The sequence below is a fragment of the Comamonas kerstersii genome (assembly GCF_008801935.1).
GTDB lineage: Bacteria > Pseudomonadota > Gammaproteobacteria > Burkholderiales > Burkholderiaceae_C > Comamonas > Comamonas kerstersii.
Genome location: NZ_VZOT01000004.1, coordinates 138,885 through 164,279, shown reverse-complemented (window position 1 = coordinate 164,279; position 25,395 = coordinate 138,885). Strand labels below are relative to the sequence as shown.

The window sequence follows — 25,395 nt, the reverse complement described above, 5'->3', positions numbered from 1 at the left end:
CTTACCTCAGCTTCAGGGTGGACAGGCCAATCAGACACAGCAGCATGGTGATGATCCAGAAGCGGATCACGACCTGCGTTTCCTTCCAGCCACTCTTTTCAAAGTGGTGGTGCAGCGGCGCCATCTTCAGCAGGCGTCGGCCTTCGCCGTAACGCTTCTTGGTGTACTTGAACCACACGACCTGCAGCATCACGGACACGGCTTCGGCCACAAAGATGCCGCCCATGATGGCCAGCACAATTTCCTGGCGCACGATCACGGCGATCGTGCCCAGCGCACCGCCCAGTGCCAGTGCCCCCACATCACCCATGAAGATTTGTGCAGGGTGGGCGTTGAACCACAGGAAAGCCAAGCCAGCCCCCGCCATGGCACCGCAGAAAATCATCAGCTCGCCCGTGCCGGGGATGCTCGGGAAATGCAGATAGCGTGCGTACTGTGCGTTGCCCGTCACATAGGCAAAAATGCCCAGGGCTGTGCCCACCATGATCACGGGCATGATGGCCAGACCATCGAGGCCATCGGTCAGGTTCACGGCATTGCTGGCACCCACGATGACCAGATACGTCAGGATCACAAAGCCCAGCACGCCCAGCGGGTAGCTGACTTCCTTGAAGAACGGCACCTGCAGGCCTGCCTGGGGCGGCAAGTCCATCGAAAAGCCCGACTGCACCCAGGTCACAAACAGCTCAAACGCACGTGCATTGGAGTTTTCGGAAATGCTGAACACCAGCGCCACCGAAGCAATCACACCAATGACCGACTGCCAGAAATACTTCTCGCGCGAACGCATGCCTTCGGGGTCTTTGTTGACCACCTTGCGCCAGTCGTCCACCCAGCCAATCGCACCAAAACCCAGCGTGACCAGCAGCACAATCCAGACAAAGCGGTTGCTCAGGTCAAACCACAGCAGCGTAGACACGGCAATGGCAAACAGAATCAGCACACCGCCCATGGTGGGGGTGCCGTTCTTGACCAGGTGGGTCTGCATGGCGTAGCCACGCACGGGTTGACCCATCTTCAGTGCAGTCAGCATGCGAATGGCCTTGGGGCCCACCCACAGACCAATGGTCAGCGCGGTCAAAGCCGCAGCCACGGCACGGAACGTGATGTACTGCACCACGCGCAAAAAACTCAAGTCTGGCGACAGGGACTGCAACCATCCAGCCAAAATCAGCAGCATCCTGCCTCCTTACTGCAAGCGTTTTCCAGGGCTTGCACCACTTGTTCCATCTTCATGCTCCGGGAGCCCTTGACCAGCACTGCGCCAACCTGCCCCACCCGCTGCTGCACAGCCGCAATCAGCGCAGCCATGTCCTCAAAATGCTCAGCACCTGCGCCATAGGCATCCACGGCATGCTGCATCAGCGTGCCAATGGTCATCAGATGCTCAATACCGGCCTGACGGGCGCTGGCGCCCACTTCGGCGTGGAAGGCTGGGCCTTGATCACCCACCTCGCCCATGTCACCCAGCACCAGCAGGCGCGGTGCAGACAGCTCAGCCAGCACCGCAATCGCGGCCTGCATGGAGTCAGGATTGGCGTTGTAGGTGTCGTCCACCACATCAATGCGACGGCCTGCGCAGTGCACAGCTGTGGAGCGTGAACGACCCTTGACAGGTTCAAAGGCGCTCAGTCCCGCAGCAATCGCTGCCAGCGGCACACCCGCGGCCAGCGCACAGGCCGTTGCAGCCAGTGCATTGCGCACGTTGTGCTGGCCTGCAATATGCAGCGCACAGTCAAAACTGCCCTGTGGCGTGCGCACCTGCACCTGCCAGGCGCTGTCTGCCCAGGCGGCAGAGGTGGCCTGCACATCGGCATCTGCAGCACCAAAGCACATGCACTCGCGACCCGCTGCCAGCTCGCGCCACAAAGGAGTGAAAGCATCATCTGCCGGGAATACGGCCACGCCATCCGCAGGCAGGTGGGCAAACACGCTGGCGTTTTCACGCGCCACAGCTTCCACGGTGTGCATGAACTCCTGGTGCTCACGCTGGGCGTTGTTCACCAGTGCCACGGTAGGCTGTGTGATCCGAGCCAGATGGTCAATCTCGCCGGGGTGGTTCATGCCCAGCTCCACCACGCCAATGCGGTGCTGCGCCGTCATGCGAAACAGGGTCAGCGGCACACCAATGGCGTTGTTGAAGTTACCCTGGGTGGCCAGTGCGGCATCGCCTGCGTGGGCACGCAAAATGCTGGCCATCATCTGCGTGACCGTAGTCTTGCCATTGCTGCCGGTCACGGCAATCAGGGGCAGCGCAAACTGGCTGCGCCAGCCTGCCGCCAGCGCGCCCAGGGCTACCGTGGTGTCTGGCACCTCAATGCCCGCCAGGCCCAGCGCCTCCAGCCCGCCATGCGCAATGGCAGCGGCAGCCAATCCCTGGCTTTTGACCTGAGGCAAAAAGTCATTCGCATCCATGCGCTCGCCTTTGAGCGCCACAAACAGGTCTCCGGCCTGCAGCGTGCGGCTGTCGGTATGCACGCGCAGCAGCGCCGTGGCGGCATCACCCACCAGCCGCGCCTGCGGCTGGAAGGTGGCAATCCACGCCAGAGCCTGTTGCAAATTCATCATCACTTGCTACTTCCTTTGCGCAAAGCCAATGCTCCGCGCGCCTTGTCCATATCGGAAAACGGGTACTTCACACCCTGGATTTCCTGGTAGTCCTCATGCCCCTTACCCGCCAGCAGCACCACATCGTGGGCATCCGCCTGGGCAATGGCCTGCGTAATGGCCTGTGTGCGATCCACCTGCACATGCACGCCTTGCAGCTGCATGCCCTGCACAATGTCCTGCACAATGGCATCGGGTACTTCACCACGGGGGTTGTCGCTGGTCACCCAGACCACGTCAGCCTGACGCTGTGCAGCCAGGCCCATCAGGGGGCGCTTGGTCGCGTCGCGGTTACCTCCGCAGCCAAACACACAGTGCAGCTGGCCGCCACGCGCCCTGGCCACAGGTTGCAGGCCTTTGAGGGCCTGCTCCAGCGCATCGGGCGTATGCGCATAGTCCACCACCACCAGCGGTTGCTCGGGCAGGGCAATCTGCTGCATGCGGCCCGGAACAGGCTCCAGATCGGCACAGATCTGCACTGCATCCACCAGGCCGATGCCCAGCGTACGCAGCGTGGCCAGCACACCCAGCATGTTGCTGACGTTGTACTGGCCGATCAGACCGGTTTCCATGGTGAAGACCTGTTCGCCCTCCTGCACTTCAAAGCGCAGGCCGCGCAGGCCATGGCGTACATCTTTGGCTTGCAGACGGGCTGGTGCATCGACAGCCACCGTCCAGACATCCAGCTGACCCTGAGCCATCAAGTCCTGAGCCAGTGCTGCGCCATGTGCATCATCGATATTGATGACGGCGGCTTTCAGACCCGGCCATGCAAACAGCCTGGCCTTGGCCTGCCAGTAGGCATCCATGCTGCCGTGGTAGTCCAGGTGATCCTGGGTGAAATTGGTGAAGATGGCGGCGTGGATTTGCGTGCCATCCAGGCGATGCTCCTCAATGCCGATCGAAGAAGCTTCGATGGCACAGGCAGCAATGCCTTGGGCTGCATAGTCGGCAAAAGCCTGCTGCAGGCACACGGGGTCTGGCGTGGTCATGCCGGTGGTCTGTACCGCAGGTGGCACACCAACCCCCAGCGTACCGACCATGGCGCAGCCCTTGCGCACGCCGTGCTGGTACTGCGCCAGCGCATGCGCCAGCCACCAGGCTGTCGACGTCTTGCCATTGGTACCAGTCACCGCCAGCACCTGCAGCTGGCCCGAGGGCTGGCCATACCAGGCATCCGCAATCAGGGCGGTCGCCGCCTTCAGACCCGTCATACTGGCCACAGGCCCCTGCAGGTCAAAGGCTTGCAGGCCATCCTGCTCGACCAGGCAAGCTGCTGCGCCGCGCTCCAGCGCTGCTGCCACATATTTGCGGCCATCGGTGACACCACCTGGCCATGCAATAAAACCATCGCCGGGCTGCACCTGACGGCTGTCGGTGCGTAAATGACCGCTCACACGGGCGCGCAGCCACGCCACTGCCTGCTGCAGGTCTTGAATTTGCTTGATTGCGCTGCTCACAGCGATTCCTCCACGGGGTCGGCCACGATTTGTGGTTGCACTGCCATGTCAGGCGCGACCCCCAACAGCCGTAAGCTGTGCTGCACGACGGTACTGAACACGGGGGCTGCCACAGCTCCACCGTAATAAGTGCCGTTGCTAGGCTCATCGACCATGACCGCCACAATTACGCGCGGATTCTCAATCGGCGCCATGCCAGCAAACCAAGCCCGGTATTTTCCTGCGGCATAGCTTTTGCCCACCTGCTTGCGTGCTGTACCCGACTTGCCACCGACGGAATAGCCCACGGTTTGCGCCCGCTGGCCTGTACCACCTGGACCTGTCGCCAACGCCAGCATCTTGCGCACCTGCTCGGCAGTACGCTCCGAAAACACGGGAACGCCCACAGGAGGCCTGTCGAGCTTGAGCATGGTGGCAGGTATCACCTTGCCACCATTGGAGAACACGGTATAGGCACGCACCATCTGCACCAAGCTGGCTGAGAGTCCATAGCCATAGGACATGGTGGCCTGTTCCACAGGTCGCCAGGTCTTGTGGGGGCGCAGACGGCCACTGGCAGCACCAGGGAAGGAAATCTGCGGCTTCTGGCCAAAGCCCACCGCAGAGAAGGTTTCCCACATTTCCTGGGCACTCAGCTGCTGGGCAATCTTGGTCGTACCCACGTTGGAAGACTTCTGGATCACGCCCTCCACCGTCAATACACCATAGTTGCGCGTGTCGGAAATGACAGAACCGGTCACATTGATGCGACCTGGTGTGGTGTCAATCACCGAACTTGGTCTGAACTTGCCGCTCTCCAGTGCGATGCCCACGGTAATAGGTTTCATGATCGAGCCAGGCTCGAACACATCGGTAATGGCACGGTTGCGCAGCTGCTCACCGGTCAGGCGCTTGCGGTTAGCCGGGTCAAAGCTCGGATAATTGGCCAGTGCCAGCAACTCACCAGTCTTGGCATCCATGACCACCACACTGCCGCCTACGGCCTTGTGTGCAATCACCTGCTCCTTGAGCTTCTGGTAGGCAAAGAACTGAATCTTGCTGTCGATCGACAGCTGAATGTCACGGCCATCGATGGGCGGGATTTCTTCCCCCACGCCTTCGACCACACGCCCCAGACGATCCTTGATCACGCGGCGTGAACCTTTGCGGCCCGCCAGATCGTTCTCAAAAGCCAGCTCCATGCCTTCCTGGCCTTTGTCTTCCACATTGGTAAAACCCACGATGTGGGCGGCAGCTTCACCTTCGGGATACTGGCGCTTGTACTCGCGTGACTGGTAGACACCCTTGATCCCCAGTTCCTTGATCTTCTGACCGACTTCCCAGTCCAGCTGGCGCTTGACCCAGACAAAGCTCTTGTCTTCCGACAGCTTTTTCTTGAGCTGATCGAGCGGCATGTCCATCAGCTTGGCCAGTTGAGGCAGCTTGGCCAGATCTTCCGGCGTGTTCTTTTCCACATCTTCGGGAATGGCCCAGATGCTGGCCGCTGGCACGCTGGAGGCCAGAATCAGGCCATTGCGGTCCAGAATGCGGCCGCGGTTGGCAGACAACTCCAGCGTACGCGCAAAGCGCACCTCTCCCTGACGCAGGAAAAAGTCATTGTCGATCACCTGCACCCAGGCGGCTCGTGCGGCCAGCCCCGTAAAAGCCAGCACCAGACAGGCCATGACAAATTTGCTACGCCATGCAGGTGTCTTGCTGGCCAGCAAGGGGCTGGAGGTGTAGTTCAGGCCGCGCCTCACTGCGCACCTCCCTCTTGCTGCACATCATGCACATAGTGCGTGATGGCAGGCGATGCACTCTGCATGCCCTGAGCGGCTGCCATGGACTCAATCCGCGAAGGCGCAGACTGTGCGCGCAGCTCCACCTGCAGTCGCTGATACTCCGTTTCCAGATTGCGTGCCTCATTCGTCGCCTGGTGCAATGCAGTAAACAGGCGACGTGATTCATACTGGGTCTGCACCAGGTACAGAGCACTCAGCATGACGGCAAGCAACAGCAGGAAGTTCAGGCGAAGCATGACCTCCCCCTTGACATGCATGAACAGACCAGCTTGCTCATACAGGCACCTCGGTACGCTCAGCCACACGCATCACGGCACTGCGTGAGCGCGGGTTGGCCTCGACCTCGGCCTTGCTGGGCTTGATACGCTCCAGCGCCTTCAGGTGCATGGGCTTGGGCGCCGCAAATGGCGCACGGCGGTCAAAGACCTCCTTGGAGTGATCCGCAATGAACTGCTTGACGATGCGGTCTTCCAGCGAGTGGAAACTGATCACTGCCAGACGCCCACCTGGCTTGAGCACGCGCAGGCTGGCCTGCAGCGCTTCTTCAAGCTCCACCAGCTCCGCATTGATGAAAATGCGCAGCGCCTGAAAGGTACGGGTAGCCGGGTTCTGTCCGTCACGGCTTTTCACAATCTTGCCGACCAGATTGGACAGCTCGGTCGTGGTCTGCAGCGGACCATGGGCCTCGCGATGCGCCACGATGGCTTTGGCAATCGGGTAGGCCATGCGCTCTTCGCCATAGTCGCGAATCACGTCAGTGATCTGCTGCACCTCGGCTTCAGCCAGCCACTGGGCCACACTCATACCGCGCGTTGTGTCCATGCGCATGTCCAGCGGACCTTCAAAGCGGAAACTGAAACCGCGGTCGGCCTGGTCAATCTGCGGCGAGCTGACGCCCAGGTCCATCAAAATGCCATCGACACTGGCTGCAGGCAGCTCGCCCATGTGCCGAAAACCCTCGTGGCGAATAGAAAAACGGGCGTCTTCAATACGCCCGGCTTCTGCAATCGCCAAGGGATCCTTGTCGAAAGCTATCAGGCGTCCCTGCGGGCTGAGCCTGGACAAAATCAGGCGCGAGTGACCACCCCGGCCAAACGTTCCATCCACGTAGGTGCCGTTGGCAGCAGACACAGCTCCACCCAGCAAGGCATCGACGGCCTCATGCAGCAAAACGGTTATGTGTTGGAGAGGCTGCGGGTTCAACGCTGATCCTTTTTTAAAAAGCGAAATCCTGGAATACATCGGGCATGGGGGCCTGCATGGCCTCTGCCTCATTGGCTTCATAAGTGGCTTGGTCCCAGAGCTCAAAATGGTTGCCCATGCCGAGCAAAATCACTTCGCGACTCAAGTTCACGGCCTTGCGCAGCTCCGGAGAGATCAACACGCGCCCCGTGCCATCCATCTCCACATCCATGGCATTGCCCAGAAAAATACGTTTCCACCATTGCGCAGACATCGGCAGCTGACCGATACGTTCACGAAACAACAACCATTCAGGACGGGGGAAAAGCATCAGGCAGCCGTGCGGATGCTTGGTGATAGTGACTTGACCTTGCGCTTGCGAAATGAGGGCGTCACGATGCCGGGTCGGTATGGACAACCGCCCCTTTCCATCGAGATTCAATGACGAAGCCCCTTGAAACACGATTGGTTAACACCCCGTTCGCTTGGGCCTTGGACATCCTGCGCAGGACGCTTTAGGCAACTTTCACCACTTAATTGCACTTTTTTGCACTGTAGCAGCAAATTTGTGCTCCACCACTAGAGGAAACACAAAGGTTTGCAATGAAATCAATGGCTTAGCAGACAAAAACACCCATAAAACGAAAAATTCCCTTTGAATTCAAATGCTTAGACAAATTCAAAGAAACGTTACCGTCCTACACACTTTTGGCATTCTTTTGCAAAACAAATCCCCCTTGCCGACATGACATCGGCAAGGGGGACGTGCAAGTTTTTGCGGTTTACAGAATGTATCGGGACAGGTCTTCGTCCTGGCTCAGCATCTGCAGACGGGCATCCACATAGGCGGCGTCAATGGTCACGGTCTGACCTGCCAGCTTCACGGCGTCAAAGCTCACTTCATCGAGCAGACGCTCCATCACCGTTGCCAGGCGGCGCGCACCAATGTTTTCCGTGCGTTCATTGACGGTGTAGGCCGTGTAGGCCAGACGTGTGATGCCCTCAGGCGTGAATTCCAGCTTCACGCCTTCAGTTTCCAGCAGTGCCTGGTACTGCTTGACCAGCGATGCATGGGTTTGCGTGAGGATGGCCTCAAAGTCCTGCACCGACAGGGAATCCAGCTCCACACGAATAGGGAAGCGCCCCTGCAGCTCAGGAATCAGATCGCTGGGCTTGGACAGGTGAAAAGCTCCCGAGGCGATGAACAGGATGTGGTCGGTCTTGACCATGCCGTACTTGGTCGAGACGGTCGTGCCCTCCACCAGCGGCAGCAGGTCGCGCTGCACGCCCTGGCGCGAGACATCCGAGCCACTGGTTTCCTGACGCGTAGCGACTTTGTCAATCTCATCGATAAAGACAATGCCGTTTTGCTCCAGATTGGCCAGTGCGCGCGTCTTGGTCTCTTCCTCATTGACCAGCTTGGCGGCTTCCTCATCGATCAGCTGCTTGAGCGCATCCTTGATCTTGAGCTTGCGTGTCTTGCGACGCTCCTGCCCCATCTGGCTGAACATGCCGCGCAGCTGCTCGGCCATCTCTTCCATACCCTGGGGTCCAAGAATTTCCAGCTGTGGCTTGCTATCCACCAGCTCGATTTCGATTTCCTTGTCGTCCAGCTGGCCTTCACGCAGCTTCTTGCGGAAGATCTGGCGCGTGCCTGTCTCTTCGGGGGCTTCACCCGTGCGTGCAGGTGGCAGCAATACATCGAGGATGCGGTCTTCGGCCGCATCTTCGGCGCGCATGCGCTGCTTCTTCATCTCGGTCTCTCGCGCCTGCTTGACGGCGATTTCCGCCAGATCACGGATGATGGCGTCCACATCCTTGCCCACATAGCCCACTTCCGTGAACTTGGTGGCTTCGACCTTGATAAAGGGCGCATCCGCCAGACGTGCGAGACGGCGTGCAATCTCAGTCTTGCCCACACCGGTGGGGCCAATCATGAGAATGTTCTTGGGTGTGATTTCCTGGCGCAGGCCTTCTGCGACCTGCTGGCGACGCCAGCGGTTGCGCAGCGCAATCGCCACCGCGCGCTTGGCAGCAGGCTGACCCACGATGTGGCGATCGAGTTCGGAAACGATCTCTTGGGGCGTCATGGAAGACATAAGCAAAATATTAGTCAAATCAGGCTCTAGCGCTTATGCAGAAAGCGCTAGCAGCTATCAATTCAGAGATCACCAAGCCGCTTACAGCGTCTCGATGGTGTGGTTCATATTGGTGTAGATGCACAACTCGCCCGCAATCTCCAGAGATTTTTTGACGATGACCTCCGCTGGCAGCTCGGTGTTGTTCAGCAGGGCCTTGGCAGCGGAGTGGGCATACGCACCACCGGAGCCGATGGCCACAATGCCCTGCTCGGGCTCGAGCACATCGCCGTTGCCGGTGATGATGAGTGAAGCGCTGTGATCGGCCACGGCCAGCATGGCTTCCAGCTTGCGCAGCACGCGGTCGGTGCGCCATTCCTTGGTCAGCTCAATCGCTGCACGTGTGAGATGGCCCTGGTGTTTTTCCAGCTTGGCCTCAAAGCGCTCGAACAAGGTAAATGCGTCTGCCGTAGCTCCGGCAAAACCTGCCAGCACCTTGCCGTGGTAGAGCTTGCGCACCTTGCGTGCGCTGCCCTTAACCACGATGTGCCCCAGGGTCACTTGCCCGTCGCCGCCAATAGCGACCTGAATGCCTTCGGGCGTCTGGCGACGCACGCTGATGATGGTTGTGCCGTGATACTGTTCCATAGGTCGCTTCAGATGGGGACACTTGCCATCAATGCAAGCGCTTTTTTTGAAGATTTTTTCAGGCCAGCGTGGCCTGCACGGTGGCGTGCTCATGCACCCCCATGACATGGAAAAACGCCGCCATCAGCTGGTGCAGGCGGCTAAAGCGCAGCTGCACGCCCTTGCTCTGCATCTCCGCAGCCCAGTTGAGCACGCAGCTGGCCGCCACAAAATCCAGCCGGATCAGGTTGTCGCACGACACATCCAGCACTTGCCCGGGCTGTGCCTGCTGCCCCAGCAAATCCAGCCATTCCTGCAGATCGCCCTCGATCACCCCCGCCAGCCCCTGGCTGCGGTCAATGACCACGGGCACCGCGCCACCTTCCTGAGCAGCCCCCGTGTGTTGCGATGCGTCATGCAGCAGCGAGACATCGGCCTCGCCCTCTTCCTGGACCACGCAATGGCACTGAGGCTCCACCCAGGATGGCGGTGACACCTCGTAGGTGATGCAGTAATCCAGCGCCACCTGCTCGTAAGCTTCCATGCGCCCCATCAGCCGCAGCAGCGCCATGCGCAGCGTCCACCACTCCATGCGCTGACTGGCATCAGATACCAGCGTGTGCTGCTCCAGCACCTGCAGCAGCTTGGCGGCATCTGAGAAAACGAACTGGCCCGCACTGTCTGCCCACTCCTGCAGCAGATCCGCCAGCGGCGCAAGCGCTGCGGCTTCGATCTCCGTCAGGCGCGTCCAGGAAAGGTGCCAGGGCTGCTGTGCCCCTTCCTTGGATGCTCGCAGCGCAGCCACACTGCTGACCGTGAGCACGCTTGCGGCAGACCATTGAAACTGACGCTTGTTCACCACAGGCCGCATCGCACCACACAGGGCAGGCAGACCCAGACGTTCAGGAATGGACACCCACAGCGGCGCAGAACGACCAAAGTGCTCGGCATAGTCAATCGCCAGCGACTCAAAGGCTTCTTCATCACCAGTCGCCCGACACAGGTCCAGCGCGGCATGCCACAGGACTGCGACCTTGCCGTCGTCTACAGGTGAGTTATTGAGCGCTTGCAGCAGCTGCTCCAGCAGACACGTGCGTGCACCATCCATATCGCCATGGGCAAACAAGATGGCGGCCTCCTCCACATCAGGGTGAGGAACAAAGGAGCGCAACACCGGTGTAAGCGCAGTATCTGCAGCAGACGCAGGCTGCGGGGCTTCGACAGACTGCATCTGGGCTGCAGCGGCATCGGTGCTCACCGCAGTGGCTGCTGCACCTGCAGGAAGCTTTTCGGCAGTGGTTGATGCGCTGCATTCACTTCCCTGAAAAGCCGTCGTCGTAGCCTTATCGGCTGATGCAGGCCGCTGACGCCACCATTGGTCAGACATCTGTGCCTCGATGGCATCGATTTTTTGCAGGGTTTCCGCAGTGCGCGTTTCCTGTCCCAGAACGGACTGCAGGACTTCATCGCGCTGGTGCGCTGGTGTCAGCGCTGCACCTTCGGCACCGTTTTGTCGCAGCGCACGCAACTGCGCAAATTCCTGGCGGCGAATGGCTTCATTGCGACGCCTGCGCTCACGCACTTCCTGCGAAGTTTCCAAAACACCCAGATGGTCTGCATCCGACGGAGTATCCGTGCCAGCCTTGCTGCGCATCAGATGCATGACTTTGCTGAAAAAACCGCCTGATTTGCTGCTATCTGGGTGCATGGGCAAATAGTTCAAAGCCGTGCATCAGGCACGGCAGAAGATTTAGTCACCAAACATTTTCTGTTTGAGCTCACGACGCTGCTGTGCTTCCAGCGACAACGTAGCTGTGGGGCGAGCCAGCAGACGGGGCACGCCGATGGGCTCGCCCGTCTCGTCGCAGTAACCATATTCGCCCGCATCAATACGCGCAATAGCCTGCTCGATTTTTTTCAACAGCTTGCGCTCGCGGTCGCGCGTACGCAGCTCCAGCGCATGCTCTTCTTCGATGGTCGCGCGGTCTGCTGGATCAGGCACCACCACAGTGTCTTCACGCAGATTTTCAGCAGTTTCACCCGCGTTCTGGTGCATGTCCTGCTTGAGCTTGGACAGCTTGGCGCGGAAATACGCCAGCTGTACATCGTTCATGTACTCGTCATCAGGCATGGCCACGATTTCAGCGTCAGTCAGCGCTTCCACAGGCTTGGTTTTCCAGTTGTTGGCGAGCTTGGGATCACGTTGGATCACAGAGGAAGTAGTCGTTGGCATGGTTTTTTCAGAAACGGCTGAGGTTGCGTGAGTAGCAGCAACAGAAGCCTTGATGGATTCATTGGGAACCGAGCGGGATTTGGCTCCCGCCGTGGTTTTGGCAGCAGTAGCGCTGGACTTGGCAGCAGTCTTCTTGGCTGCAACCTTGACCTTCTGCTCTGTGGCATTGGCAGCTGCTTTGGTCGTCGCTTTTTTCTTACTGGTTTCTACTGCTGTCACTTCCTGTCTCCTCACAGTACTAGCATGGCCTGGGCAGCCCTGCCCCGATGGAACAGGAGCGCCCGACGCTTGTCAGGGCCGCGATTGTATCGACCAGATACCTTCACGCCCCTGTAGTTGCACATAACGCACAGTCTTATCTGGATAAATCCCTGGCTGAGGAATGTAAGCCCTCAGGCCAGGCACTGCTCCAGACCTTGGCGGAATATATCTTGTGGCAGATCAATGCCAATAAAGACCATCTTGCTCTGGCGTTGCTCGTCGGGTGCCCATTCTGGGCCCAAGTCACTGCCCATCAACTGGTGGACCCCCTGAAAAATCACCTTGCGGTTGGTACCCTTCATGTCGAGCACGCCTTTATAGCGCAGCATCTTGGGGCCATAGATATTGACGATGGCACCCAGAAAGTCCTCCAGCTTGGCAGGATCGAAAGCACGATCGGCACGATACACAAAGCTCTTCACATCATCGTCGTGGTGATGGTGGTGAGGATGGCTGCAGTGTTCGCCATGTTCGTGATCGTGGCCGCAGTCATGACCATGGTGATGCTCGTGGTCGTGGTCATGCGTGCAGTGGCCATGCTCATGGTCACAATGGCTGTGATCGTGCTCGTCTTCCTTGAGAAAGTCAGGGTCGATGTCCAGCTTGGCGTTCAGGTTGAAGCCGCGCAGGTCAAACACTTCATTCAGCGCCACTTCGCCAAAATGCACCGCCTTGATAGGTGCACGTGGGTTCATGTGCTTGAGGCGATGAATCAGCGCATCTTTTTCAGCTTCAGTCACCAGATCGGTCTTGGACAGGAAGATCTGGTCAGCAAAGCCAACCTGGCGGCGCGCTTCCTGGCGGTCATCCAGCTGCTGGTTGGCATGCTTGGCATCCACCAGCGTCAGGATGGAATCGATCATGTAGGTCTCAGCGATCTCATCGTCCATGAAGAAAGTCTGAGCCACAGGACCAGGATCAGCCAGACCCGTGGTTTCAATCACGATGCGGTCGAACTCCACCAGCCCTTTACGGCGCTTGGCAGCCAGCAGCTGCAGAGCTTCGCGCAGGTCTTCGCGGATGGTGCAGCAGATGCAGCCATTGCTCATCTGCAGGATTTGTTCTTTGGATTCGGTCTTGAGAATGTCGGTATCAATATTTTCTTCACCGAACTCGTTTTCGATCACGGCAATCTTCATGCCGTGCGACTCGCTGAGCACGCGCTTGAGCAGCGTGGTCTTGCCCGAGCCCAGGAAGCCGGTAAGGATGCTGACGGGAATGAGTGCCATGGAAATACAACCTTGTCGCAGTATGCAAACCACCCAATAGGCAGCTTGCCAATTAGTCAAAAAACACAACGCGAGCCGCTGTCAGGGCGGCGTTGAAGGCAGCAAGTGTAGCCATCCCACCAAGCATATGGCTTTTACCGGAGATGCTCGAAGCTGCCTGAGCAGCTAAACATGGCGTCATTCGTGGGCTTCGCAAGTGCTGCAGCCCTCAAGATTTTTTCTGTGCCCTGGGGTGTGCCTGGGCATAGGCCTGCGCCAGATGCTGGAAATCCAGCCGGGTATAGATCTGGGTGGTCGTGATGTTGGCGTGCCCCAGCAGCTCCTGCACCGCGCGCAGATCGCCACTGGACTGCAGCACATGGCTGGCAAAGGAGTGCCGCAGCACGTGGGGATGCACCGCCTGCGTCAGCCCGGCCTGCTGGCTGCGCTGGCGCAGACTTTTCCAGATCGCTTGCGGTGTCATACGTGCACCGCGCACACCGACAAACAAGGCTGCTTCCTGCCAGTGCGGTGAAAAACGACTGGCACGCAGATCCAGCCAGCGTTGCAAGGCAGCCTTGGCAGCAGTCCCCACAGGTACGCTGCGGCGCTTGCCGCCCTTGCCGGTGACATGCACCAGCCTCGCCTGCAGATCCAGCCAGCCCAGGCCAGCACCTGCTTCAACGTCCAGATTCGCCAGCTCACTGACACGCAGGCCGCTGCTGTAGAGCAGCTCTGTCATGGCTGCATCGCGCGCTTCTTCCCAGGGATCGGCTTGAGGATCGGAAAAAGAGGCGAGCTGCACCGCGGCATCCACCCCCAGCGCCTTGGGCAGGGGTTTAGAGGTTTTCGGGGCACGAATCCCTTCTACCGGGTTACGCGCCACCAGCCCTTGCCAGGCAGCCCATCTGAAAAAACCCCGCCAGCACGACAGCCACAGCGCAATGCTGCGTCCATGTCGGCCTTTGGCATGCAGTGCCGCCACAAAACGGCGAATATGATTTGACTGCAGCGCCAGCACCTCATGCCCTGCCTGCTGGGCCATGGTCTGCAGCTGCTGCAGCCCTTCCGTATAAATGGCGACAGTGCGTGCTGCCAGCCTACGCTCACTGCTTACATGCTGCACATAGCGCTGCAGTTCTGGAGCAAGCTCGGCAGCCGCTGGCATGGTGGCGCGATCAGTTGCCAGATGCTGTTACACGCAAACGGCCCAGCGCGGCGCTGGCCTGTTCCGCAATGCGCGAGAGGAATTCCGTGCCCATGGTGGCATCGAAACGCAGCGGATCTGGTGAACCCAGCACCAGCAAACCAAAGGCCGGGGTCTGGCTGTCGTTGCTGCCTTCGCGCAGTGTCAGCAAGGCAATGGACTGCACTTCGCTGGGGTTAGGCAGCCAGGCTGTGGGTTCAAAGCCTAGGTTAGGACCACAGAACGGCATGGTCAGCGATGTGGCAAAGGATTTCGCATCATCACTCACGCCCATGGTGAAGAGCGAACCCACATAAGGGCCAGCCACATCCCAGACGCGTATCCCTACCTGGGGCACATCAAACTCCTGCTGGATGCCCTCTGCAATGGCATGGGGCAGATTGCGGGGATCGCTGACCTGTGCCAGCGCACAGCTCCAGCGGTGCACCTTGTGTGCAATCGATGCGTTCTCGCTGCTGTTGCGCACCATTTCCATGATGCGCTGCTCCAGCCCCTTGATCTTGTCACGCAGCATTTCAGCCTGGCGCTCCTGCAGGCTGACGGCACGGCTACCATGACCACTGCTCAGCTGCACACGGGTGAGCATTTCCGCATGGCGCTCAAAAAATTCGGGATGCTGCAGCAGGTATTCAGCGATGCGCTCTTCATTGATAGCGGAGTTGTCGATGCTGTTCATATCTCGTCAGGTATCTCAATCTGGCCTTCGAACACGGTGGTAGCCGGACCCGTCATCATGACAGCATCTTGGGCCCCACCTGACCATTCAATGGTCAACCGTCCACCGCGCGTGTGTACGTCCACGCAGTGCTCCAGTTTCCCCAAGAGGATACCGGCAACCACGGCAGCACAGGCTCCTGTCCCGCACGCCAGGGTTTCACCGGCACCACGCTCATACACACGCAGTCGAATCTCCGAAGCAGATAGCTGCTGTGCAAAACCCGCATTCACGCGCTGCGGAAAACGCGGATGCAACTCTACCAGCGGGCCCAGCTCTGCAACAGGCGCCGTGTCCACGTTCTCTACCCATTGCACGGCATGGGGATTACCCATGGAAACTGCCACGACCTCCACCTGCGCAACGCAAGCAGATGCAGGTAACGCCAGAGGCCAGACCTGGGCATGGGACTGCTGGCGTGCCGTCAGGCCGCTGACATCAAAAGGCACTTGGGCTGCATCCAGCACAGGCCTGCCCATATTCACGGTCACGCGGCCATCATCCGTCAGCCGTGGAGCAATCACTCCGGCCTTGGTCTGCACACGGATTTCGGTCTTGCTGGTCAAGCCTTTGTCATACACGTAGCGCGCAAAGCAGCGTGCCCCATTGCCGCACTGCTCGACTTCACCGCCATCGGCGTTATGGATCACATATTCAAAATCCAGGCCATCGGCTGGCGCAGGGCGCACCGTCAGAATCTGGTCGGCACCTACGCCAAAGTGGCGATCGGCCAGAAAACGGTAGTGCGCTGGCGTCAGGCCCAGCTGGCCTTGTGTTTCATCGAGCACGACAAAGTCATTGCCCGCGCCCTGCATTTTGGTGAAGCGAATGTGCATGGTGCAGTGAGATCCATGCGTGGCCATGGCCACGCGAAAGTGATAGATATGTCAGCCTGCTGCTTGCACCTGTTCAGTGGGAACATGCGGCAGGGACAGGTGCGAATTATCTGCCTGTCAGCACTGTGCACCATGAAAAAGACCGGCCGCAGCCGGTCAGTCTCAGCATGGCAGTCTGTGATTACTGCGCAATCTTGCTGAACTTCAGCCCCTGCACCGAAGCGCCAGCTTCCAGCCCCACGTTGTTGAGCACATAGGCACTGACTGGGGCCATGGCCGTTTCCGTGTCGATACGGCCATTCACCCCTGCACGGCCCACAGCCACATTCACCCCGGCACCAAAGGAGACGCCATCGCTGTCCACAAAGTTCTGGTAGGCGTCGCGCGTGGTGAACACATAAATCACGGACTTGGACAAGCCACCAGCCTGCCAGCCCACCGATGCGCCCATCAGCCGATACACACCGTGCGTAGCGCCACCAGAGCGCAGCACGCACTGACCATATTCAGCACCCACGACAAAGCTGCCACCAATCACCGCCGGGCAGATCAAGACCCCGGTGGACTTGGCCACCAGCTGCTGCGTATCTGGCATGGCCTTGTACAGGCGGTTGAGCGCTGCGGTCGATTGCACCTCCAGCTCCGCCCGCGTGCTGGGTGCTCCACCCTGGCCCTGCGTTGTTCCCGTGGTGGAGCAGCCCACCATACCCAGCACAGCCACCAGGCTGGCGGCCCATACTTTTGCTTGCAAAGACTGTTTCATTCACACCCCTTTTTGACATACGTGTGCAGTGCACACCCATGATTGAAAGCATACGCAATGCCTGCTGGCTCAGGTGACGGAAAGCGCCACATTCCTGCTTTTCAGCCACAAGTAGCGAACTTGGACTACACAGGCTGCACCCTGATCTGCATCGTTCATGCTGCACGTTAAACAGCAATATGCGCTGGAGCAGCCTTTACCCTGCCACCACCCTTTCATTGACGCGCGAAACTGCGTAAGCTGAACGCCCATGAGCTTCTGGAAATATTTCTACCATCCGCAGGCAGCCATGGTGTTACTGAGAGTCACACTGGCGATACTGATGTTGTTCCACGGCTGGGCCAAGGTCCGCTATGGCATCGGGCATATTGAAGCCATGGTGGCGCAGACCGGGCTGCCAGGTTTTCTGGCCTATGCGGTATTTCTGGGCGAGGTGGTAGCCCCACTGTTTCTGCTCGTAGGGCTGTACGTAGTGCCTGCGGCACTGGTCATCGCCATCAATATGGTCGTAGCACTGATTCTGGTGCACAGCCAGCAGTTTCTGCTTCTCAACAAATCGGGGGGCTGGATGCTGGAGCTGCAGGCGTTTTTTCTGGTGACCGCGCTGGTGGTTGCCATGGGACACAGCAAAAGCAAATAAACGCTTTGCACCTGAAAAGCACAAGGGGCCTGACGGCCCCTTTGCATTTGCTGCTGCGTGAAGCAAGCAGTTAAAAGCGCTCCCAGGGCATGAGGTAACGCCACTGCCCTTCGGTCAGCCCAGCCATGGAGATGCGGCCTACGCGCAGGCGCTTGAGCCCGACCAGCTTCAGCCCCACGCCCCGGCACATGGCATCGATTTCATGCGGGGCAATCCCCTTGAGCGCAAAACGCAGGCGTTGCTCGCTTTGCCAGCTGACCTTGATGCGTGGCAGCTGCTTGCCTTCTATCGCAGTGCCATTGCACAGGCGCTCCAGGCCGCCGTCCACGATCTTGCCCTGCACTTCGGCAATGCACTCCTGCTCCAGAAAACGAGCTTCCTCCTGCAGCTTGCGTATCACGCGCCTGTCCTGAGAGTAAATCGTCAGTCCACTGGCAGGCAGCGGCAAAGCTTCCAGGCACTCCAGATGCTGAAAATGCTTGTTCAGCACGCGGATGGGAGCTGGCGTATTGCCCTGGTTCCAGTGGTCAACCGTCAGCAAGTCCTGCGCACTCTGCTCTGCACCGCGCGGGGTCAATGCGGCGTAATGGGCAGGCTTGTGCAGCAAGATGGTGACAGGCGGCACCTCCTGCGGCTTGGCCCCGGCCTCCAACGTGATGGTTTGCTCTGGCAGCACGCGCGCACCCGGGTGTTCGACGGTGATACCGTCCACCTGCACGGCCCCGTTTTCAATATAAAGCGCTGCTTCGCGGCGCGAGCATTGCAGTTGCTCGGCCAGTCGCTTGGACAGCCGAACGGCGTTGTCCTTGTGGGATTCAGTCTGTGACATGCAATAAGCTTAGGGCACGAATCCGATCCACGTGCGCCATCAGGCTTCTTTCTGCCAGCTTCCACAGATGCTGGGGCGTGTCGGCATAAGCCAGTGCCACCCAGTCCTGCGGCGTTCCATCAGGTTTTTGCTGCATGGCAGCGAGCACCTTGGCCTCACGCGCCAGGCGGTGGGCCTTGAGCTGGGCAATCACCTGCTGCGCCTGACCCAGCACATAGCCATGGGCAGGCAGCAAGAACTCCACGCCCTGCTGTGCACACAGCGCCGCCAGCTTGTCCAGGCTGGCAATGTAGTCGCGCATATTGCCATCCGGCAGATCGATGATGGTGGTGCTGCCATTGAGGATGTGGTCACCGCTGAACAGCAGCGCATCCTCTTCCAGCAGCAGGCACAGGTGATTGGCCGCATGGCCCGGCGTGAAGACAGCACGCAGGGTATGGACAATGTTTTTGCCATCCAGCGCTTGTCCCACAAGCCTAAGCTGCTCACCATCTTGCAGCACCACATCGGGCACAAACTGGCTGTCTGCACGGGAAGTGGCCGCCGATGGCATGCCGTAAATCTGCGGCCGCCAGCCCCGCGTCTCGCACAGCGACTGCAGCAAAAATGCGCCGGGCGAGTGATCCGGATGGGAATGGGTGCAGACAATGTGGCGAATATCCCCCCCAGCCGCATCCAGCAGGCGCTGCACATGCGCGCGGTCTGCCGGTCCAGGGTCGATAGCGATATAGCCCGTAGCCTGCTCCCCCACCAGATAGCTGTTGGTGCCAGGGCCAGTCATCACATTGGCGTTCGGTGCCGTCAAGCGCAGCAGGTTTTTGCGCAGCGGCACGGCACGCTCGTTTTGCCAGGCAATGTCGTGCAGCACCTGGCCATCAGGGCAGACCATGGCCGCTTCACCATAGGCCAGATCGCTTTCAATCAGCGCCCGCTCCTTGCCCTGGTCCAGCACAAAGCGTGGTGCATGGCTCCACAGCAAACCATGGGCTGCGGCCTGCTGGATCGCCTGCACGCTGTCATAGCGTGACAGGTATTTGAGCGTATACACCGTGGGCAGCATCATGGGCATCTGCTTGCTGCGGTGCTTGTCGAGTGCGGCCTTGGGCTCTATCCAGACAGCTTCAAACTGCTCGCTGTTGTCAGGCAAGGGCGTCTGCCCCTCTGGCATGCGTGCCACAAAAAAGGGCACGGCAAAGCGCTTGGGCAGATGGGCCGGAGCCGTGAAGTGCCCGACCTGCCACAGCGCTGCTGCATCCAGCCGCAACCCGGCCTGCTGCAGCTGGGGCCACAGCGGTGCATGGCGGTCCAGCGCATCCACCTCTGCCTGCGCGGCAGGCGCACCATCGGCACGCAAGGCCAGCAGCACGCCCATCTCTTCCAGAGTTTCGCGCAGGGCCGCCACGGTGGCCGTGCGGGTCGCGGCCTCCATCTCCGGGCGGAACTGCACCACCTCTGCAGGGATCTGCCCATCCTGCGCTTCAATGCAGCCACCAGGAAAGACGTACATGCCAGGGCCAAAGCTGGCGGCGCTGGAGCGCCGTGTCATCAGGACCTCCCAGCCACCTTCGGGGCGGTCACGCAGCAGCAGCAAGGTGGAGGCAGCCAGCGGCTCGCTGGGCACCCGCTGGGGATAGAGCAATTGTTCAGGACGCAGCATGCTGCACATTATTGAGCAAGCATGCTGTCAGAGCTGTCACCTGCAAAGCCGTTGCACGCGCCAGAAACAGCAGCGCCCCGGAGGTCCGGGGCGCTGGTATGGGTGTTTGATAAGTGTGAAGTCCGCCGATAAGCCGGATTCTGTGCACAGCGGTTACCCGCTGCGTGACTGCCATTACTCTGGGCCAGTGGTCGCCCAACTGGCTCGATGCTACCTACCCGCACACTCCGGGGGCCCCGTCAACGTGTGCCTACTTGGTATTGCTGCGCGTAGAGATTGCCCGTTTCACCCTTGGTGGTTTACCTTGCGGTACGCCCCCAAGACTACGTCTCTGTTGCTCTGATCCTCACCTCACGGTGGACAGCTGTTAGCTGCTACGCTGCCCTATGCAGTCCGGACGTTCCTCCAGTGCCGTGTTTCCACGCTTGCACCAGCGGCAGTCTGGCGAACTTCACGGCGGCCATTATCCCTCAGGAATCTGTGCACCCTCAGGACATGGCGGAAAGAATCCGTATGTCGTAGATGATGAGGCCCATGATGGTCAGTGAGCCCAGCAGCATCATTCCCGGACCCCATACGTATTCGCGCAGTGAAAAACCTACCAGCAGCAAGAGGCAGGCAACCGTCATCACGGCCATGTTGATGTGCAGTAAAGGCACGCTTGGACCCCCTTTGTCAGTCTGTGTGACACGGTAACGGAGGCCGTACCGGATAGCAAGCAGTCTGCACGCACAAGCTGATACGGAACATATGGCAAGCAGCTATATGCATATCGCCCGGTGTGTGAACAATTGCGCCACAATGTTCTGATCTAACGTGCATGCACCCAAGGAGCCGCAATGAAGTTCGACAACGTTTTACAGACGATTGGCAACACGCCCATCATCCGCATGAACCGCATCTTCGGCAGCAATGCCAATGTGTGGATCAAGTCTGAGCGCGGCAACCCCGGTGGCTCCATCAAGGACCGTATTGCACTGGTCATGGTGGAAGCGGCAGAAAAATCCGGCGCACTCAAACCCGGCGGCATCATCATTGAGCCCACCAGCGGCAATACCGGCGTGGGTCTGGCCTTGGTCGCAGCAGTCAAGGGCTACAAGCTGATTCTGGTCATGCCAGAGAGCATGTCCATCGAGCGCCGCCGCCTGATGCTGGCCTATGGCGCTACGTTTGATCTGACCCCCAAGGAAAAAGGCATGAAGGGCGCCATCGCCCGCGCGCAGGAACTGGCGGCACAGACTCCCGGCGCATGGATTCCCCAACAGTTTGAAAACCCTGCCAACGTAGACATCCACGAAGCCACCACGGCCCAGGAAATTCTGGCGGACTTCCCCGATGGGCTGGACGTGCTGATCACCGGCGTAGGCACGGGCGGCCACCTGTCTGGCGTGGCCAAGGTACTCAAGGCCAAGTTCCCGAATCTGAAAGTGTTTGCCGTGGAGCCTGCGGCTTCGCCCGTGATCTCTGGCGGCAGCCCTGCGCCCCACCCTATTCAGGGCATTGGTGCGGGCTTTATTCCCAAGAACCTTGACGTGGCGCTGCTGGACGGTGTCATCCAGGTCGAAGGCGAGCCTGCCCGTGAATACGCCCGCCGCGCAGCTGCGCAGGAAGGCCTGCTGGTCGGTATTTCGTCGGGGGCAACGCTGGCCGCGATTGCGCAAAAGCTGCCTGAGCTGCCCGCTGGCGCCAAGGTGCTGGGCTTTGCCTATGACACGGGCGAGCGCTATCTGTCCGTGGAAGGTTTTCTGCCTACCGGCGCATAAGACGCGCTGTCTTTGCCCCATCAGCCGCCGCACGCCATGCCGGCGGCTTTTTTATAGCTGCCAGCGCTTGCAAATAAAGGATTTCAGATAGTTTTCTATCTGAAATTCAATAAATACAAGCGCTGGCAGCTATTGTTTTCAGAGAACGAATCCCTGCACCCTCACAGGTCAAGGCTCTTGCCTACCATTGCCCGAACAAGGAGAAACACAGCTTGTTCGGATTTTTTGAAAAACGCATTCCCCCCTATCCCGCGGACGAGCCCCAGCTGCCGCCCACGGGCTTTGTCGCCTTTCTGTGGTCCTGCACGCGCGGCATGCGCGGCTGGATTGTGCTGATGACCATCACCAGCGCCCTGCTGGCCATCTATGAAGCCTTTCTGTTTGGCGTGATGAGCCGCGTGGTGAACTGGCTGTCTACCACGCCGATGGCAGAGTTCTGGCAGGTGCAGCGCGGCAGTCTGCTCGGCATTGCAGCCATCTTGCTGGGCTCCATCGTGCTGCTGGCCCTGCACACCATGGTCATGCACCAGGTGCTGGCGATCAACTTTCCCATGCGCATGCGCTGGGTGTTCCACCGGCTGATGCTGGGCCAGAGCATGTCGTTCTACGCAGACGAGTTTGCCGGACGCATCACCACCAAGATCATGCAGACCGCGCTGGCTGTGCGTGAGGTGATCTTCATCGTGGTCGATGTGCTGGTCGGCGTGGGCGTGTACTTCATCAGCATCTTGCTGCTGGCTGGCAGTTTTGATGCCTACCTGCTGCTGCCCTTTGGCATCTGGCTGCTCTGCTACGCCCTGGCCTGCTGGTACTTTGTGCCGCGTCTGGGCAAGATTGGCCAGGAGCAGGCCGATGCGCGATCCATGATGACGGGCCGTGTGACCGATGCCTACACCAACATCGCCACCGTCAAACTGTTTGCCCATACCCGCCGCGAGGCCGAGTACGCACGCAGCGCCATGGAAGACTTCAAGAAAACCGGCTACGCGCAGATGCGTCTGGTCAGCCTGTTCGAGCTGAGCAACCACACCATGATCACGCTCCTGATTCTGAGCAGTGGCGGCATGGCGCTGTGGCTGTGGAGCACGGGCCAGACCGGTGCAGGCGTGGTCGCGGCCGTGATTGCTATGGCGCTGCGCATTGCGGGCTACTCCCACTGGGTGATGTGGCAGATGACGGGCCTGTTTGAAAACATTGGCACCATCCATGACGGCATTACCACCTTGTCCAAGCCCCGCACCATTGTGGATGCACCCAACGCTCCTGCGCTGCAGGTCAAGCAGGGCGAAATTCGTTTTGAGCACGTGAGCTTTGGCTACAAGGACGGCGCCAAGAAAATCATCGACGGGCTGGACCTGCACATTCGCCCCGGCGAGCGCATTGGCCTGATTGGCCGCTCGGGTGCAGGCAAGTCCACGCTGGTGAACCTGCTGCTGCGCTTTCACGAGCCACAGGCAGGCCGCATCACCATTGACGGCCAGGACATCAGCCAGGTCACGCAGGACAGCCTGCGCGGCGCAATTGGCATGGTGACGCAGGACACCTCGCTGCTGCACCGCTCCATGCGTGAAAACATTCTGTATGGCCGCCCCGATGCCACCGAGGAGCAAATGCGCGCCGCCGCCGAGCGTGCCAAGGCGGCCGAGTTCATTGACACGCTGACCGACCGCCATGGCCGCAGCGGCTATGACGCACAAGTGGGCGAGCGCGGCGTGAAACTCTCAGGCGGCCAGCGCCAGCGCGTGGCGATTGCGCGCGTGATGCTCAAGGACGCGCCCATCTTGCTGCTGGACGAGGCCACCAGCGCGCTGGACAGCGAGGTGGAAGCCGCGATCCAGCAAAGCCTGGACGACCTCATGGAAGGCAAGACCGTGATTGCGATTGCCCACCGCCTCTCCACCATTGCCGCCATGGACCGCCTCATCGTCATGGACAAGGGCCATATCGTGGAGCAGGGCACGCACCAGGAGCTGTTGCAGCTGGGCGGCATCTACGCACGCCTGTGGGCCCACCAGAGTGGGGGTTTCCTGAATGAGCCCACGGAAGGGCAGCTGTAACTGCTTGCTCTAAAACAAGCTGCCATGCAGGCACCGTTCATGTGATGAGCGGTGCCTGCTTTGAGACAGGGTCTACCTAGCATGTCAGCGTTTTTGACCTGAAAAAACGCAGCATGAAGGAGGCTCCATGCAGGTTACGGCTTCGCGATCTGACGCCATCACACAGCGCCGCACATCGCCCAGAATTCAGACACCACCTCCACCCCCTCCGGTGTTTGAACCCGCACAGCGCAGCATCGCCGTGCGCGATGAGGCATTTGTCTTCCCTGAGCACGAACTGCTCATGTCCACCACGGACCGCACGGGCCGTATCACCCACTGCAACGCTGCCTTCTGCCACGTCAGCGGCTACAGCATGGATGAGCTCATGGGCCAGCCGCACAACATCGTGCGCCACCCCGACATGCCTGCCGAAGCCTTCAAGGACATGGGGGCCACCATCGGCCATGGCCGCACCTGGATCGGGCTGGTCAAGCACCTGCGCAAGGACGGGCGCTACTACTGGGTGCGTGTCAAGCCTACAGACGGCGAAGTGCGCGCTGCCACTGCGCTGTACGCCTGATTCCGCCAGGGCACGCAGGGCTGGCAGATAGGCCTGCAAGCCATGCTGCTGGCGGCGCTGACGGGCCTGGTGCTGTACCGCCAGCATCTGCGCATTACCCAGCCTTTTGAGGCCGCCGTGTCGCTGTGCAGCGATATTGCAGGCTGCAAGCTCGATGGTGCGCTGCCCGCCTACCAGGGGCGACACCCCATGGGCTTTCTGCTGGAGCGGCTCAAGCAGGTGCAGATCAACTTGCGCGCTGTGGTGGGGGATGCCCGGCATGAGATTGACGGCTTTTCCAGCCTGGCCCAGCAGGGCGGCACCGCCATGGAGGAAGTCAGCGCGCTGGTGCAGACCATGTACCAGTCTTCACAGCAGATGGGGCAGATCATTGCCACCATTGAAAGCATTGCCTTCCAGACCAACATCCTCGCGCTCAATGCCTCCGTGGAAGCAGCGCGTGCTGGCGAGCAGGGCCGTGGCTTTGCCGTGGTGGCCGGTGAAGTGCGTGCCCTAGCCCAGCGCAGTGCGCAGGCGGCCGGAGAAATCCGCCAGCTGATTGCCACCACCAGCGGCCAGATCGAGCAAAGCGCACGCCATATGCAGCAGGCCAGCCAGACCATCCAGCAGGTGGTGGCCTCAGTCACCGACGTCAGCCAGCTGCTGCAGGACGTGACCACGGCAGCGGACGCGCAAAGCCAGGGCATTGCCCAGGTCAACGATGCGCTCCATGACCTGGACACCGTCACCCAGGACAATGCACAGTTGGCAGAGGTCTCTGCCCAGTCGGCCCACCACATGGATGCCCACGCAGGCATTCTGCGCCGCACGCTGGACATCTTCAGGCTCTGAAAGCGCTACTACTTTTCATAGCTGCCAGCGCTTGTATTGCAAGGATTTCAGATGCTTTTCAATTTGAATCCAAGCACTATCAAGCGCTGGAAGCTCTT

General features: G+C 59.8%; 24 protein-coding genes and 1 other RNA gene. 5 read left to right on the top strand and 20 right to left on the bottom strand.

Annotated features, from left to right (window positions below):
• Position 1 precedes the first annotated feature (1 nt).
• The 16 genes from mraY to F7P80_RS08000 all read right to left on the bottom strand — a co-directional run bounded on the left by mraY (position 2) and on the right by F7P80_RS08000 (position 16,946).
• On the bottom strand, positions 2-1,180 hold the full coding sequence (gene mraY, locus F7P80_RS08075; RefSeq protein WP_054067497.1) for a phospho-N-acetylmuramoyl-pentapeptide-transferase: 1,179 nt from the start codon (positions 1,178-1,180) through the stop codon (positions 2-4).
• A complete protein-coding gene (locus F7P80_RS08070) occupies positions 1,171-2,568 on the bottom strand; it encodes a UDP-N-acetylmuramoyl-tripeptide--D-alanyl-D-alanine ligase (RefSeq protein ID WP_151043860.1) in 1,398 nt (465 codons plus the stop codon). The genes mraY and F7P80_RS08070 overlap by 10 nt, the downstream gene beginning before the upstream one ends.
• Positions 2,568-4,067: a UDP-N-acetylmuramoyl-L-alanyl-D-glutamate--2,6-diaminopimelate ligase gene (locus F7P80_RS08065; RefSeq protein WP_211372005.1), complete on the bottom strand. Its 1,500-nt coding sequence runs from the start codon at positions 4,065-4,067 to the stop codon at positions 2,568-2,570. The genes F7P80_RS08070 and F7P80_RS08065 overlap by 1 nt, the downstream gene beginning before the upstream one ends.
• Entirely contained in the window at positions 4,064-5,806 is a 1,743-nt protein-coding gene (locus tag F7P80_RS08060; protein ID WP_054067500.1) for a peptidoglycan D,D-transpeptidase FtsI family protein, read from the bottom strand. Before F7P80_RS08060 ends, F7P80_RS08065 begins: the two co-directional genes overlap by 4 nt.
• Positions 5,803-6,084 (bottom strand): cell division protein FtsL, encoded by a 282-nt coding sequence (ftsL, locus tag F7P80_RS08055; RefSeq protein ID WP_054067559.1) that lies wholly within the window; start codon positions 6,082-6,084, stop codon positions 5,803-5,805. Before ftsL ends, F7P80_RS08060 begins: the two co-directional genes overlap by 4 nt.
• A 37-nt stretch (positions 6,085-6,121) precedes the next feature.
• Complete coding sequence (rsmH, locus tag F7P80_RS08050) at positions 6,122-7,090, bottom strand: 16S rRNA (cytosine(1402)-N(4))-methyltransferase RsmH (RefSeq protein WP_417034238.1); 969 nt, start codon at positions 7,088-7,090, stop codon at positions 6,122-6,124.
• On the bottom strand, positions 7,065-7,493 hold the full coding sequence (gene mraZ / locus F7P80_RS08045) for a division/cell wall cluster transcriptional repressor MraZ (RefSeq protein ID WP_054067502.1): 429 nt from the start codon (positions 7,491-7,493) through the stop codon (positions 7,065-7,067). The genes rsmH and mraZ overlap by 26 nt, the downstream gene beginning before the upstream one ends.
• A gap of 319 nt (positions 7,494-7,812) precedes the next feature.
• On the bottom strand, positions 7,813-9,129 hold the full coding sequence (gene hslU / locus F7P80_RS08040; RefSeq protein ID WP_054067503.1) for an ATP-dependent protease ATPase subunit HslU: 1,317 nt from the start codon (positions 9,127-9,129) through the stop codon (positions 7,813-7,815).
• Between the two features lie 81 nt (positions 9,130-9,210).
• The gene (gene hslV / locus F7P80_RS08035) at positions 9,211-9,756 is read right to left on the bottom strand and encodes an ATP-dependent protease subunit HslV (RefSeq protein WP_151043851.1); all 546 of its coding nucleotides are present in this window, start codon (positions 9,754-9,756) and stop codon (positions 9,211-9,213) included.
• Between the two features lie 58 nt (positions 9,757-9,814).
• Positions 9,815-11,443: an STAS domain-containing protein gene (locus F7P80_RS08030; RefSeq protein ID WP_151043848.1), complete on the bottom strand. Its 1,629-nt coding sequence runs from the start codon at positions 11,441-11,443 to the stop codon at positions 9,815-9,817.
• Positions 11,444-11,485: 42 nt separating this feature from the next.
• Complete coding sequence (dksA, locus tag F7P80_RS08025; RefSeq protein ID WP_151043845.1) at positions 11,486-12,187, bottom strand: RNA polymerase-binding protein DksA; 702 nt, start codon at positions 12,185-12,187, stop codon at positions 11,486-11,488.
• Between the two features lie 173 nt (positions 12,188-12,360).
• Complete coding sequence (locus tag F7P80_RS08020) at positions 12,361-13,458, bottom strand: CobW family GTP-binding protein (RefSeq protein ID WP_054067506.1); 1,098 nt, start codon at positions 13,456-13,458, stop codon at positions 12,361-12,363.
• A gap of 208 nt (positions 13,459-13,666) precedes the next feature.
• Positions 13,667-14,605, bottom strand: coding sequence for a tyrosine recombinase XerC (locus F7P80_RS08015; protein ID WP_054067507.1), 939 nt, complete (start codon positions 14,603-14,605; stop codon positions 13,667-13,669).
• 10 nt (positions 14,606-14,615) lie between these two features.
• Positions 14,616-15,320: a DUF484 family protein gene (locus F7P80_RS08010; protein WP_054067508.1), complete on the bottom strand. Its 705-nt coding sequence runs from the start codon at positions 15,318-15,320 to the stop codon at positions 14,616-14,618.
• The gene (gene dapF, locus F7P80_RS08005) at positions 15,317-16,195 is read right to left on the bottom strand and encodes a diaminopimelate epimerase (RefSeq protein WP_151043842.1); all 879 of its coding nucleotides are present in this window, start codon (positions 16,193-16,195) and stop codon (positions 15,317-15,319) included. Before dapF ends, F7P80_RS08010 begins: the two co-directional genes overlap by 4 nt.
• Before the next feature lie 181 nt (positions 16,196-16,376).
• A complete protein-coding gene (locus F7P80_RS08000) occupies positions 16,377-16,946 on the bottom strand; it encodes a lipid-binding SYLF domain-containing protein (protein ID WP_240183981.1) in 570 nt (189 codons plus the stop codon).
• A gap of 262 nt (positions 16,947-17,208) precedes the next feature.
• Between F7P80_RS08000 and F7P80_RS07995 the strand changes: the two genes are divergently transcribed.
• Positions 17,209-17,598 carry a DoxX family protein gene (locus F7P80_RS07995; protein ID WP_058880096.1) on the top strand — a complete coding sequence of 130 codons (390 nt, stop codon included), beginning with the start codon at positions 17,209-17,211 and terminating at the stop codon, positions 17,596-17,598.
• 70 nt (positions 17,599-17,668) lie between these two features.
• Here the strand turns inward: F7P80_RS07995 and F7P80_RS07990 are convergent, their stop codons facing one another.
• The 4 genes from F7P80_RS07990 to F7P80_RS16750 all read right to left on the bottom strand — a co-directional run bounded on the left by F7P80_RS07990 (position 17,669) and on the right by F7P80_RS16750 (position 20,743).
• On the bottom strand, positions 17,669-18,427 hold the full coding sequence (locus tag F7P80_RS07990) for a S4 domain-containing protein (RefSeq protein WP_077345157.1): 759 nt from the start codon (positions 18,425-18,427) through the stop codon (positions 17,669-17,671).
• Positions 18,414-20,084 (bottom strand): MBL fold metallo-hydrolase, encoded by a 1,671-nt coding sequence (locus F7P80_RS07985; RefSeq protein WP_151043839.1) that lies wholly within the window; start codon positions 20,082-20,084, stop codon positions 18,414-18,416. The genes F7P80_RS07990 and F7P80_RS07985 overlap by 14 nt, the downstream gene beginning before the upstream one ends.
• Positions 20,085-20,197: 113 nt before the next feature.
• Positions 20,198-20,537: RNase P RNA component class A (gene rnpB / locus F7P80_RS07980), an RNA gene on the bottom strand.
• Between the two features lie 35 nt (positions 20,538-20,572).
• Entirely contained in the window at positions 20,573-20,743 is a 171-nt protein-coding gene (locus tag F7P80_RS16750) for a hypothetical protein (protein WP_162777462.1), read from the bottom strand.
• Positions 20,744-20,923: 180 nt separating this feature from the next.
• Between F7P80_RS16750 and cysK the strand changes: the two genes are divergently transcribed.
• From cysK to F7P80_RS17290, 4 genes are all read left to right on the top strand, one after another.
• Positions 20,924-21,847 carry a cysteine synthase A gene (gene cysK / locus F7P80_RS07975; RefSeq protein WP_151043836.1) on the top strand — a complete coding sequence of 308 codons (924 nt, stop codon included), beginning with the start codon at positions 20,924-20,926 and terminating at the stop codon, positions 21,845-21,847.
• Positions 21,848-22,059: 212 nt separating this feature from the next.
• The gene (locus F7P80_RS07970; RefSeq protein WP_077345156.1) at positions 22,060-23,904 is read left to right on the top strand and encodes an ABC transporter ATP-binding protein; all 1,845 of its coding nucleotides are present in this window, start codon (positions 22,060-22,062) and stop codon (positions 23,902-23,904) included.
• A gap of 127 nt (positions 23,905-24,031) precedes the next feature.
• Positions 24,032-24,466 carry a PAS domain-containing protein gene (locus tag F7P80_RS17395; RefSeq protein WP_249041414.1) on the top strand — a complete coding sequence of 145 codons (435 nt, stop codon included), beginning with the start codon at positions 24,032-24,034 and terminating at the stop codon, positions 24,464-24,466.
• Between the two features lie 42 nt (positions 24,467-24,508).
• Positions 24,509-25,297, top strand: a complete 789-nt coding sequence (locus tag F7P80_RS17290; RefSeq protein ID WP_428840861.1) for a methyl-accepting chemotaxis protein — start codon at positions 24,509-24,511, stop codon at positions 25,295-25,297.
• Positions 25,298-25,395 lie beyond the last annotated feature (98 nt).